A 12,766-nucleotide genomic window follows, 5' to 3' on the forward strand; every position below is an offset into this window, starting at 1 on the left:
AACAATCGACCCGGGGCGTCGATCGCCCTCGTGCCGCAACGGGGCGACGAGGCGCCCCCCGGGGGCAGAGGACGGCGCGCCGTACGGTCAGGTTCCGGGAGCGTGCTCCACGAGACGCCCGCCGTTGAGCACGAGGGCGCAGACGAGCGCCGCGAGCAGGCACCCGACGGAGACGACGAGCATCAGCCCGAAGCCGCCGGTCGCCTGGGTCATCCAGCCGCCGAGGATCGGTCCGAGCGCGAAGCCACCGCCGATCATGAGGTTGGTCGTGTTCATCGCCTGCGGGCCGCCGAGCTTCGAGACGCTCGACAACAGGTACGGCAGCACGAACGTCCAGGCGAACTTGAACAGGACCGCCGCGACCGCGAAACGCAGCAGCGCGGGCGCGCCCAGCAGCAGGAGCACGGACACCGCCATGCCGGCGAGGCCGAGCACCTGGAACAGCGCCCGGTACCGGCTCTCGCCCAGCGCGGTCGCGACGAGCGCGGAGACGATGCCGGCCGCGGTCGCGACCGACAGCACGACGCTCGTCGGCCCCTCGGCGTTCCCCGCGGCGGCCGAGATCTGGCCCATGAACGACCACACCCCGCTGAGGGCCAGGTAGAAGAGCAGGATCGCCACGAGCCCGGCGGCGAAGCGGCCGGCGGTGCCCGTGGCGACGCGCGCCACCTCCGCCGTCCGTCCCGGCGCCGGGCGCAGCGACACGCCGCGCAGCAGCGGCACGAAGACGAGGCAGAGCGCGGTGAGGGCGGCGAGCGTCCAGTAGATCGCCGCGACGTCGGCGCCCGCGTACAGGACGGGGAAGAGCGCCAGGATGAGCGCGCCCATGGCGAGCTGCGCGACCACGAAGATGCCGAACGCCCGGCCCGGGTTGCGGGTCCGCGGGCTCAGCGACAGCAGCACCACGGTGATCGATCCCGCCGCCAGCGACGTCACGACGCGCACCGCGAGCAGCACCCCGAAGTCGTCGACGAAGCCCGAGACGAGCTGCCCGGCCGCGGCGACCACCGTGCACACGGTGACGGACACCGTGAGCCGCACGCGCGTGAGCCACAGGAACGCCGGGACGGTCGCGAGGCTGAACGCGCCGAGCTCCGCCGAGAACAGCAGCCCCGTCTGGGCGGGATCGATCTGGTACTTGTCGATCAGCGGACCGGCGATGACGGGGGCCACGAGCAGCACGGTGTACAGCACGGCGGAGAAGACGCCGATGAACAGGTAGATCCGCCCGCTGAGCTCGTGCAGCGGGTCGCCCGCGGCGAACTCCGTGGTCGGGGGTGCGCTTGGCGTCGTCACGTCGTCTCCTCGGGGTGGGCTGCGTCTCAGCCTCGACGACGGCCGCGTGCGGCGGCTTGACCCACGACGCACGCTGCTTGACCCGGAGGGACGACCCCTCGGCCCGTCCCGTCGCGGCAAGAGCGAGCCGGTGCCAGCCTGGGTCCAGCCACCGCCCCGAGAAGAGGAGCGCCCGATGCCCCGGCCCGACCTGATCCTGACCAACGCGACGGTCCTCACCCTCGACGCCGCCGACACCGTCGCCGACACCGTCATCGTGCGCGACGGCGTCATCGCCGCCGTCGGCTCGTCGACCGACCTGGCGGCGCGGCCCGACCCGGGGACGGCCGTCGTGGACCTCCGCGGCACCACGCTCGTGCCCGGGTTCGTGGACGGCCACAGCCACTCGGGAACCGGCGGCTCCCTGTTCCGGCACGCCGCGGTGCACGCGCCGCCGGCGGGGGACGTGCGGACGGTCGCGGACCTCCTCGCGGCGATGCACGAGAACCTGGCGGCGAACGATCCCGCACCGGGAGAGCGGCTGGTCGCCTGGGGCTGGTTCCCGGACGACATGGACGACGGCGGTCAGCTGACGGCCGACGTCCTGGACCGCGAGTTCCCCGACCATCGGGCGATGGTGGCGCACGTGTCGGGGCACGGGGGCGTGGCGTGCACGCGGATCCTCGAGGACCTCGGCTACCTGCCGGGCGTCCCCGACCCGGAGGGCGGGACCATCGGGCGCTATCCCGGCACCGACGTCCCCAACGGCGTGCTGTGGGAGCAGGCGTGGACGCCGCTGGTGTTCGACCTGCTGGCCTTCCGGCCGGACGAGTTCGACGCGATGCTCGCGGAGTACGCCCGGTGGGGCACGACGACGGTGCAGGACGGCGCCGCGTCGTGGGAGGAGGTGCAGCAGATGCGCGCCCACGCGGCGGCGTCGCCGCTGCCGGTGGACGTGCGCTCCCTCGTGCTGTTCGACGAGCTCGAGGTGGCCATCGCCTCCGGCCTCGTCGACACGACGGTCGGCGGCCACACCCTGCAGGGCGTGAAGCTCATCCTCGACGGCTCCCCGCAGGGCAAGACCGCGTTCCTCACCGAGCCGTACCTCACGGGCGGGCCCAACGGCGAGGAGGACTGGCGCGGTCTCGCCACCATGACCCCGGCCACGACGAACCGGCTCGTCGAGCTCGCCTACCGGAACCGGGTCCAGGTCTACGCGCACGTCAACGGCGACGCCGCCGTGGACCAGCTGCTCGCCGCCCACCACGCCGCCGTGGCAGCGGGCGCCCGCCCGCACCGCCGCACCGTCCCGATCCACTCGCAGGTGATGCGCCGCGACCAGCTCGACGGCTACGCGCAGGCCGGGTTCGAGCCGTCGATGTTCACCGTGCACACCCTGATGTTCGGCGACACCCACCTGCGCAACCTGGGCCTGGAGCGGGCGTCCGGCATCTCCCCGATGAGGTCGGCGATCGACGCGGGGCTGCGCCCGTCCAACCACTCGGACTACCCGGTCACCCCGATCAACCCGCTGCTGCTCCTGTGGAGCTCGGTGTCCCGCACCACGGCGGACGGCGTGGTGCTCGGCGCCGACGAGCGCGTGACGCCCCTCCAGGGTCTGCGCGCCCTGACGGTCGACGCCGCCTACCAGTACGGGCTCGAGCACGACCGCGGCTCGATCGAGGTCGGCAAGCTGGCCGACCTCGCCGTGCTCAGCGCGAACCCCCTGGAGGTCCCCGTCGACGAGATCCGGCAGATCGAGGTGCTGCGGACGTTCAAGCGGGGGGTGACGGTGCACGAGGCGTCGTGACGGCGGACGGACCGGATGCGGTCCGGGTGGCACCTGCCTAGCGTGGAGGTCGCAGCCCCGAGCGACGGAGGACCCGATGGAGCACCGTCCGGAGACGATGCCTTCGCACGACACGATGTCGCGCCGTGCCGTCCTGACCCTCCTCGGGGCGGGCGCCGCGGGCACGCTGCTGCTCCCCGCCGCGGCGGCGGAGCCCCGCACGACGCCGGTGACCGGACCCATGACGCAGGTCGGCCGCGACCGTACCGGCCCCGCCATGGCCGCCGGGCTCGACATGTGCACGATGGCGCTGCTGCGCTGACCTCGGCCGGCGTCGTCGGGCGGGGCCTCCCCACGCGCCCGGCCGTGGCTATACTCCCGAACGTCGAGGCGGACACGTGCCGCCTGCGCTCGAAAAAGGGGCGCGCGGCGGACCTGGCTCATCGCCACCACCACCCGGCCCGCACGGGACACATACGGACCGCACCACTCATCCGTCACTGTTCCCCTGGAGGCCCCCGTGCCCACCGTGTCCGCGCACGTCGCCCGCACCCTCGCCCAGCACGTCGACCACGTCTTCGGCGTCATGGGCAACGGCAACGCCTGGTTCCTCGACGACGTCGAGCGCTCCACGTCGACGCACTTCACCGCCGTCCGGCACGAGGCGGGCGGCGTGGTGGCCGCCGACGCCTACTACCGCGCGTCCGGCCGCATCGCCGCCGCCACCGTCACCTACGGCGCCGGTTTCACCAACACGCTGACCGCTCTCGCGGAGGCCGCCCAGGCGCGCGTGCCGCTGGTGCTGCTGGCCGGCGACGAGCCGACGTCGGGCCCGCGGCCTTGGGACGTGGACCAGATCGCGCTGGCCGCCGCCGTGGGCGCCCGCACGTATACCGTCGGCCGCGCGGACGCCGCCGCGACCACCGTCATCGCGATCGAGCACTCGCTGACCTACCGCGTGCCGGTGGTGCTCGCGATCCCCTACGACGTCGCCGCCCTCGAGGCCGGCCCGGTCCCCGATGCCCCCGAGCCGGCGCTGCCCGGGCCGCTGGCCCCCGCGGGGCCGTTCGACGCGGCCGCGATCAGCGACCTCGCCCGTGCACTCGCCGGCGCCCAGCGCCCGTTGCTGCTCGCGGGGCGCGGGGCCTGGCTTGCCGGCGCGGGCGAGACGCTCGGCGAGCTCGCCGCCGCGACCGGGGCGCTGACCGCCACGACCGCGCTCGGCCGCGGCGTCTTCCCCGACGGCCGGTACGACCTCGGCGTCGCGGGCGGCTTCGGCGCCGAGGGCGCGATGGCGCTGGTGCGCGAGGCGAACGTGGCCGTCGTGCTGGGCGCGTCGCTCAACCAGTTCACGATGCGCTTCGGCGACCTGTTCTCCCCCGGCACCCGCGTCGTCCAGGTCGACGTCGCCCCTGCCGCGACGCACCGGCACGTCGGCGGGTTCGTCCGCGGCGACGCCGCTCTCGTGGCGCGCGCGCTCCTGGAGGAGCTGCGCGGCCTCGGAGCGGCGCCGTCCGGCTGGCGCGAGTCGGTGGACGTCGCCGCCGCCCGCGCCTACGAGACCGGCCCCGCGGACGGGCTCGCGAGCGACGGACGTCTGGACCCCCGCACGGTGGCGCACCGCCTCGGGGCGCTGCTGCCCGACGACCGGGTCGTCGTCTCCGACGGCGGCCACTTCATCGGCTGGGCCAACATGTACTGGCCCGTCGCGTCGCCCGACCGGATGATGATGGTCGGCACGGCCTACCAGTCCATCGGGCTCGGCTTCCCCAGCGTCGCCGGCGCCGCGGCCGCGCGACCCGAGGACGCCGTCGTGCTCACCACCGGCGACGGGGGCGGGCTCATGGCGCTCGCCGACCTCGAGACCGCCGTGCGCACCGCCGGCGGCCGCGGCGTCGCGGTCGTGTGGAACGACGCCGTCTACGGCGCCGAGGTGCACGTGTACGGGCGGCAGGGACTGGCCGAGGAGCCGATGCGCATCCCCGAGACGGACTTCGCGGCGCTCGCCGCCGCCGTCGGCGCGGAGGGCGTCGTCGTGCGCTCGCTCGCGGACCTCGACCGCCTCGCGTCGTGGACCTCCGAGCCCGTCGACCAGCGCCGGTTCCTCATGCTCGACTGCCGCGTCTCGCCCACCGTCGTCGCCCCCTACCAGGAGGAGATCCTGCGGGTGAACCTCAGCCGGTAGGTGCGCTCGACCAGCAACGACCTCCGCGCGACGTCCTCGAGCACGGGGAAGACCCTTCATGACCTGCTGCCGCACCGGCGCCGTCACCGTCGACCAGGTCCTCGACGCCCCGCCCGCCACGGTCTGGCGCGCCCTCACCGAGCCCGAGCTGCACGCGCAGTGGTGGGCGGAGAGCGATGTCGCCGAAGACCTCGGCCACGGGTTCCACCTGGAGATGCCCGGCTTCGGCTCGATCCGTGCAGGGTGGCGGAGTCCTCCCGCACGACCGGTTCGCGTACACGTTTGACGGCGACTGGACCCTGACCTGGAGACTGGTCGCCGAGGGCCACGGGCCCGGCTCCTGCTCGAGCACTCCGGATTCGACCTCGACGACACACGTCCGCGCGATGCATGCGAGCGGATGGGCCCGAGGTGGCGCGACACCGTCCTCCGGCGCCTCGCCGAGCTCGGCCCCGAAGATTCGCTGACCTCGACCGACGCGGGTACGGCGCGTGCCCCTCGAGCGTCGCCGCGGCTCTGTTGCGGAGGCCGATTCGATCAGCCGGGTCGCCCGCGGCGGCCGTCCACAAGGCACGCCATTCTTCGCACACCTGTTCGAGTTTTTGTCGGTGGCTCCTGGTTGACTTGTCGCATGGCACGGACGCCGGGCACCGCAGCAGCACAACTGGTGCTGGATGCTGCGCTGGGCCGGGCAGCGGACGAGCAGACGGCCGCGAACGCCGCCCTGGGACGCCGCACCGTGGCGCTGGCCGAGGTGCTCGCCGCGACCGAGACCGCCCCGGAGACGATGCTCGACCTGGAGGTCCCGCGGGTCGCGACCGCGCCGGCGATACGGCGTTCGTCCGTCGCTCACCGGGCGTTGGCGGCAGAGGTCGCGTGCGCGCTGGGGATCGGCGAGGCCTCGGCCTCCACCCTGCTGTCCGACGCGCAGGTCCTGACCCGGCGCGCCAGGGCCACCCTCGACGCGTTGTGCACCGGGCGGATCAGCTACCGGCACGCGGCCGTCCTGGTCGAGGCCGTGGCCGACCTGCCCGCCCACGCCGTGGCCGAGATCGAAGCGGTCGTGCTGCACCGCGCCCCGGAGGTGACCGCGGCGAAGTTCGGCGCCCTGGCCCGCGCGGCCCGCGACCTGCTGCACCCCGTGCCCGCCGAGGTCCGGCACGAGGCCGCCAAGCTGAAGGCCGACGTGTGGGTCGACGACGGCAAGGACGGCATGTCCTGGCTCACCGCGCACCTGCCCGCACCCGTCGCGCACGCCGTGCACGACCGCCTCACCCGCACCGCCACCCGCGCCAAGACCGGCGGCGACCCCCGCGGCATCGGGCAGCTACGCGCCGCCACCCTGACCGCGCTCCTGCTCGACGACACAGGCGGCAGCACCGGCAGCACCGAGGCAAGTGCTTCGCAACACGCCGCCGACACATTCGAGCGCGCCGACATCGGCGAGTGCGCCGACGACGACTCTGCAGGCGCCGCGGCGGCCAATGCCGCTCGCGTGGAGGCACAGTCGACGGCGGGCAGCTCACCGGACACCTCACCAGGCGCAGCATCCGGGGCGCCACCCGGCACGGAACCCCTGGGTACGGCGGGCGCGACACCACCGTCGCCGCCGGGCGCGGCGCAAACGCCGTCACCGGGCGGGATGCAATCCGGCGAGAACACCGCACCGACCGCGTCGCCGATCCCCGACTCCTCGAAGGACGCGCTGACCTCCGGGCTGCCGGACAACACGCCCTCGTGCGCGCCACCGGACCCGCTGGCCACGCTCGCGCGCAGCGTGCGCCCCGTCGTGCACGTGACCGTGCCGATCACCACCCTGACCGGCACCAGCGAGGACTCCGCGATCCTGGACGGCGCCATCCCCCTCGACCCGGAGACCGCCAGACAGCTCGCCGCCCACGCCCCGACGCTGCGGCGCATCCTCACCGACCCCGTCACCGGGGCCATGCTCACCGTGGACCGGCGTAGCTACGTCGTGCCCGCCGACCTGCGCGCCTTCCTCACCCAGCGCGACGTCACCTGCCGCTTCCCCGGCTGCCGCATCCCCGCACGCAGCTGCGACGTCGACCACACCCTCGCCTGGGTCGACGGCGGCCCCACCGACGCGCAGAACCTGGCCCACCTGTGCCGCAGACATCACACCCTGAAGCACGAGTCCCGGTGGGCGGTCGAACAGCTCGACCACGGCGTCCTGGCCTGGACCTCACCCCGCGGGCGTACCTACCTCACCACCCCCGGCAGCGCCGTCCACACCCTCGGACTCCTCGACGAATGGACCGCCGAGGCACGGTCCTTGATCAGCGAGCCGGCCTCCGAGAATCCGAGCGCCACGACGGCCGCGAAGGCCGCCGCCGAGACCCGGGGGAACGCGTCCGCGTTCGAGCCCGCGACCCGACCCGCCGAACCCGCGACCCGACCCGGCCCACCTGCGGCGACCCGACCCTCCGAACCTGCGGCGAAGCCCGCAGACGCCGGCCCGGAGCCGACGCCGATCGCGGACGGCGCGAACGACGCGAACGACGCCGGTGCACCACCGTTCTGACGCCTGGGGCGACCGGCCCGTGGTCGAACCAGCGCCGGGGCCGTGCAGCTGCGGCTCGCCCACCCCCTCCCGTGCCGGTCCTGCCCTGGCGCGCGCCCGGCGCGCGGGTGCACAGTAGGGCCACGCGGTGTTGACGAGGGGAGCCCAAGTGGACAAGACCCAGGTCTCGGAAGAGGCTCTCGAGGCAGCTCTCGCGCCGGGCAGCCGGCCGCCCGTCGGCCGGTACCGCCTCGACCTGGCCAACGGTGAGTGGGCCTGGTCCGACGAGATCTTCACGATGCACGGGTTCGCACCGGGCGAGATCGTCCCCACGACCGAGCTGATGCTCTCCCACAAGCACCCCGACGACCGGGCACGGGTCGACAGCGTGCTCAAGCAGGCCGCGGCGACGGGTCAGCCCTTCAGCTCGGTGCACCGCATCGTCGACGGGCACGGCGAGATCCGCACCCTCGCCGTCACGGGTCAGGGCCGCAAGGACCCCGAGACCGGCGAGGTCACCGAGCTCTTCGGCTACTTCATCGACGTCACCGACGCCAACCGAGAGCTCGCCCAGCGCGAGGCGACCGTCTCCATCCAGGCGTCCGCGGAGCGCCGTGCCGCGATCGAGCAGGCGAAGGGCGTGCTCATGGTCGGGCTTGCGCTCGAGCCGGACGACGCGTTCGACCGGCTGCGCGTCGCGTCGAACCTCTCCAACGTGCCGGTGCGCGAGCTCGCCACGTGGCTCGTCGAGTGGTTCGCCCGCCCGGGCATGACCATGTTCCCGTCCCCCGAAGAGCTGACGGCGTTCCTCGACGCCCCCGCCCCGGCGCCAGCGGACGACGAGGCGGCCGCCGAGGCCCCGCGGCCGGCTGACCTTGCCGGCTGACCTTGCCGGCTGACCGTGCCGGCTGACCGTGCCGGCAGACCCCGCCGTCAGACCCCGCCGACGGACCCTGCCGCCGTCCCCGGCGGCCCGTCGAGCACGGTCGGGGCGAACTCGAGCAGGGTCAGGGCCCCGTCGAGGGTTCGGCTGTGGAGGAGCTCCAGCCGGACGTCGGGCCAGCCGTCGTACAGACGGTCGCCGCCAGTGGCGCCGTTGACGACCGGGAAGACGACCACGCGCACCCGGTCCACGAGGCCCGCGACGAGCAGCGCCCGAGCAAGGCTGGGGCTGCCGATCGTGCGAAGCGGGGTGTCGTCGCCCTGCTTCATCTCGCGCACGGCCTCGACGGCATCACCTGCGACCAGAGTCGTGTTCGCCCACGCCAACGGCTCGCGGAGCGTCGACGAGAACACGACCTTCGGCCGCGCCGTGACCTCGGCCATCTCTTCCTCGCCGGTCTCGGCGAAGCCCGCGAAGAGTCGGTAGGTGGTGGCGCCCAGCAGGGTCGTGTACTCCTCCCGACCGTCCTCCGCGAGGAACGCGAAGTAGTCCGGACCGCCCATGCCCCACAGCCCGGGCCACCCCTCGGCGGAGCCGAATCCGTCCAGCGAGGTGATGTAGTCGATCATCAGGTCAGCCATCGCGGGTCCCTCCCAGGTGGGCGTCGTCGACGACGCCTCCGCGTCCTCAGTATCCCCAGGGGGCGACGCCACGTGCACGGCGGTGGCTCAACCGCCGTAAACCTGCTCGTCGTCCCGGTGGGAGCCGTAGAACTCCGACTGGCGTCGCATCGTCTCGCGGGCGGGCGTGCCCCGCTCCACCCCGTAGACGGTGCCGGGGAAGTCGAGCTCGCGCTGCAGGGCCCAGATCTCGTCGTGGCGGTCGGGCGGCAGGATCCGGGCCGGGTCGCCCACCGCGACCCACCCGATCGGCACGACCGCGCCGGGCGGGACCACGGTGTTGACGTGCACCACGCCGTGGATGCGCGCCTCCGCGCCGGCCCCGACGCGGCTCCCGGGAAACAGCGCCGCACCGGTCGCGACGAACGCCTCGTCCTCGATGACGCTGCCGTTGACGTGGGCGTGCGGCCCCACCATCACGGCGGCGCCGACCCGCGCGGCGTGTCCGCTGCGGCCGCGCACGAGCGCCTGCTCCATGATCACGCTGTCCCGCCCGACGACGACGGCGCCGTCCTCCGCCGTCAGGACGGCACCGTGCAGGATCCGCGCCCCCGCTGCCACCTGCACGTCGCCGACGAGCACCGCCGTCGACGCGACCCAGGCGGACGGGTCGACGGTCGGTGCGGCACCTCGATGGCGGACGAGCATGACTCGGACCGTACCAATCGGGAGCGCTCAGTGGCCGACGAACACCCCCGCGAAGAACTCGGCGAGCTCGTCGGTGGCACCGAGCGGCAGGACGTGCGCCACGTACTGGTCCGGGCGCACGACGACGACCACGCCGTCGCGCGACAGCTCACGCTCCGCGAAGATGTCCGCGGCGGTCCACACCGTGGGCCCGGCCGCGTACACCTTCTCCCAGTCCGTGAGCCCGAGGGGGCCCGTCTTCGGGAGGAACACCCCCGGGACGGCGCCCAGGTCCACGTCCTGGAACGACTGCTGGTAGACGACCTTCACGTCGAACACGGCGTCGACGTCCGCCCCCGCCGGGGTGAACCGGGCCACCGGCGATCCCGGCGACCCGAGCCACTCCGCCCAGCGGGCGAGCGCGGAGTCCGCACCCGGTGCGGGCGCGTCCGCGAACGCGTAGACCCTCCACCGGCCGTCGGCCTTGGCGTGGTGCCCCAGGTGCACGGCGTTGCCGTCGCACACGCGCGTCACCTCGACGGACTTGAACCGCTTGCCGACGGGGAAGCCGGCCGCGAGCTCCTGGCGGGCGGAACCCGCCACGATCGACGACGGCCCGTACTGCGTCATGAACCCGGAGGGGAACTCCGACGTCGCGAGGTAGTGGTCGGCGAGCTCCTGCGGGTCCGAGATCTCCTCGGGCTTGCGCGCCATGAGGCTCGACCACTCCCGGTCGAAGTCGATGAGCTGCTGCGCCACGGGCTGCCGCTCGGCCGAGTAGGTGGCCAGGAGCGACTCGGGGGCGATGCCGCTCAGGACGGACCCGAGCTTCCAGCCGAGGTTGAACCCGTCCTGCATCGACACGTTCATCCCCTGCCCCGCCTTGGCGCTGTGGGTGTGGCAGGCGTCGCCGGTGAGGAAGACGCGCGGGGTGCGGTGCTCCTCGCCGTCGGGCACGTCGTCGAACTTGTCGGTCACGCGGTGGCCGACCTCGTACACGCTGTGCCAGGCGACCTCCTTCACGTCGAGCGTGTAGGGCGTGAGGATCTCGTTGGCGCGGCGGACGATCTCCTCGATCGGCGTCCGGCGCACCTGGTGGTGGTCGTCGGCGGCGACCTCGCCCAGGTCGACGTACATGCGGCTGAGGTACCCGCCCTCGCGCGGGATGTGCAGGATGTTCCCCGCCTCCGAGTTGATCGCGCACTTGGTGCGCCAGTCCGGGAAGTCGGTGTTGACGAGCACGTCCATCACGCCCCAGGCGTGCGCCGCGAACTCGCCGACGTGCTTGCGCCCGATCGACTCGCGCACGGCGCTGCGGGCGCCGTCGCACCCGGCCACGTACTTCGCCCGCACGGTGCGTTCGGTGCCCGCGAGGTCGCCGGCAACGTGGCGGACCCGCACCTCGACGGGATACTCGCCGGCGTCGTCACCGTCGTGCACGGTGAGCCCCACGAACTCGACGCCGTAGTCGGGCACGACCCGGCCCGGCCCGTGCGCCGCGGCCTCGGCGAAGTAGTCGAGCACGCGCGCCTGGTTCACGATGAGGTGCGGGAACTCGCTGATCTTGAGGCCGTAGTCCTCGGTGCGCGAGGTGCGGACGATGTCCTTGGGGTTCTCCGGGTCCGGGCCCCAGAAGTTCATCCAGCCGATGTTGTACGCCTCGGCGGTGATGCGCTCCGCGAACCCGAACGCCTGGAACGTCTCGACGCTGCGCGGCTGGATGCCGTCGGCCTGGCCGAGCACGAGCCGCCCGTCGCGACGCTCGACGACGCGCGTCGTGACGTCCGGGTACTGCGACAGCTGGGCGGCCAGCAGCATGCCCGCCGGGCCGGAGCCCACGACGAGCACGTCGACGACGTCGGGCAGCTCGTGGGGCCGGTCCAGACCGGTGCCCGCGGCGGCCTGGACCCGCGGGTCGCCGGACACGTAGCCGTGGTGGTGGAACTGCACGGGTTCTCCTCATCGTCGTCGATGTGCTCCCTCGACACCCGCGTCGAGGCCTTGCCACTTCAGGCGCTGCGTTCTATATTCGAACGCAGCGTTCTACTATTGAATGCACTCTAACCGGGAACACCGTGCCGCTCAACGCTCGGGCCAGGAGGACGACGATGACCGAACCGGCTCGCGCACCGGCCGCGTCCCAGACGCTCAGCCGCGGCATTCAGATCCTCGAGATCCTCGCCGACGCCCGCGAGGCTCCCACCATCGACGACGTCGCCGCACGCCTGGGCGTCCACCGCTCGATCGCGTACCGGCTCCTGCGCACCCTCGAGCACCACGGCCTCGTCGTGCGGGACCCGAACGGCCGCGTCGTGCTCGGCGCGCGGATGGCGGCGCTCGCCGCCGGGGTCGCCCACGACCTGCAGGCCGAGGCGCTCCCCGAGCTGACCGCCGTCGCGAACGAGCTGGGCATGACCTGCTTCCTCGCGGTGCTCGACCACGACGAGTGCGTGACGCTCGTCAGCGTCGAGCCGCGGCACGCGGTCGCGCCGGTCGCGCAGCGCCCTGGGGCCCGGCACCCCGTCACCGCCGGCGCACCGGGCAAGGCGATCCTCACGCTGCTGCCGGAGGCCGAGTGGCCCGCCGACGCCCCAGACGCGCTCCGCGCGGCCGTGGCCGACGCCGCGCGCCGGGGCTACGCCACGAGCCACGACGAGGTCATCCCGAGCCTGGAGTCCGTCGCCGTGCCGCTCGCCCTGCGCGGCCGCGGCCCCGCGGCCATCGCCGTGGTGCACGTCGCGAGCCCGCTCGAGCCAGAGCAGGTCGCGGCGCGACTCGCACGCTCCGGGCGCGCCGTCCGGGACGC

The 12,766-nt window shown here is 73.7% G+C and carries 11 protein-coding genes; 7 read left to right on the plus strand and 4 right to left on the minus strand.

Features of this window, described 5'->3' with window-relative positions; genetic code table 11:
- Positions 1-87 precede the first annotated feature (87 nt).
- Positions 88-1,296, minus strand: coding sequence for an MFS transporter (locus tag ABD254_RS07665; RefSeq protein ID WP_344247216.1), 1,209 nt, complete (start codon positions 1,294-1,296; stop codon positions 88-90).
- Between the two features lie 175 nt (positions 1,297-1,471).
- Here ABD254_RS07665 and ABD254_RS07670 point away from each other — a divergent pair, with 175 nt between their 5' ends.
- From ABD254_RS07670 to ABD254_RS07695, 6 genes are all read left to right on the plus strand, one after another.
- Positions 1,472-3,085, plus strand: a complete 1,614-nt coding sequence (locus ABD254_RS07670; RefSeq protein ID WP_344247218.1) for an amidohydrolase — start codon at positions 1,472-1,474, stop codon at positions 3,083-3,085.
- A gap of 76 nt (positions 3,086-3,161) precedes the next feature.
- Complete coding sequence (locus ABD254_RS07675; RefSeq protein ID WP_344247220.1) at positions 3,162-3,386, plus strand: hypothetical protein; 225 nt, start codon at positions 3,162-3,164, stop codon at positions 3,384-3,386.
- Between the two features lie 198 nt (positions 3,387-3,584).
- Positions 3,585-5,249, plus strand: a complete 1,665-nt coding sequence (locus tag ABD254_RS07680; RefSeq protein WP_344247222.1) for a thiamine pyrophosphate-binding protein — start codon at positions 3,585-3,587, stop codon at positions 5,247-5,249.
- A 58-nt stretch (positions 5,250-5,307) separates the two neighbouring features.
- Positions 5,308-5,535: an SRPBCC family protein gene (locus ABD254_RS07685; RefSeq protein WP_344247224.1), complete on the plus strand. Its 228-nt coding sequence runs from the start codon at positions 5,308-5,310 to the stop codon at positions 5,533-5,535.
- Positions 5,536-5,880: 345 nt separating this feature from the next.
- The gene (locus ABD254_RS07690) at positions 5,881-7,791 is read left to right on the plus strand and encodes a DUF222 domain-containing protein (protein WP_344247226.1); all 1,911 of its coding nucleotides are present in this window, start codon (positions 5,881-5,883) and stop codon (positions 7,789-7,791) included.
- A 148-nt stretch (positions 7,792-7,939) separates the two neighbouring features.
- On the plus strand, positions 7,940-8,656 hold the full coding sequence (locus tag ABD254_RS07695; protein ID WP_344247228.1) for a PAS and ANTAR domain-containing protein: 717 nt from the start codon (positions 7,940-7,942) through the stop codon (positions 8,654-8,656).
- 47 nt (positions 8,657-8,703) lie between these two features.
- On the opposite strand, the gene ABD254_RS07700 is transcribed toward ABD254_RS07695, so the two are convergent.
- The 3 genes from ABD254_RS07700 to ABD254_RS07710 all read right to left on the minus strand — a co-directional run bounded on the left by ABD254_RS07700 (position 8,704) and on the right by ABD254_RS07710 (position 11,910).
- A complete protein-coding gene (locus tag ABD254_RS07700) occupies positions 8,704-9,294 on the minus strand; it encodes a dihydrofolate reductase family protein (protein ID WP_344247230.1) in 591 nt (196 codons plus the stop codon).
- An 87-nt stretch (positions 9,295-9,381) separates the two neighbouring features.
- Positions 9,382-9,981: a gamma carbonic anhydrase family protein gene (locus ABD254_RS07705; protein WP_344247232.1), complete on the minus strand. Its 600-nt coding sequence runs from the start codon at positions 9,979-9,981 to the stop codon at positions 9,382-9,384.
- 27 nt (positions 9,982-10,008) lie between these two features.
- Positions 10,009-11,910 carry an FAD-dependent monooxygenase gene (locus ABD254_RS07710; protein ID WP_344247234.1) on the minus strand — a complete coding sequence of 634 codons (1,902 nt, stop codon included), beginning with the start codon at positions 11,908-11,910 and terminating at the stop codon, positions 10,009-10,011.
- A 158-nt stretch (positions 11,911-12,068) separates the two neighbouring features.
- Here ABD254_RS07710 and ABD254_RS07715 point away from each other — a divergent pair.
- The coding region (locus tag ABD254_RS07715; RefSeq protein ID WP_344247236.1) for an IclR family transcriptional regulator at positions 12,069-12,766 on the plus strand (698 nt) is incomplete at its 3' end.

Source organism: Isoptericola hypogeus (assembly GCF_039531145.1).
GTDB classification, from domain to species: Bacteria; Actinomycetota; Actinomycetes; order Actinomycetales; family Cellulomonadaceae; genus Isoptericola; species Isoptericola hypogeus.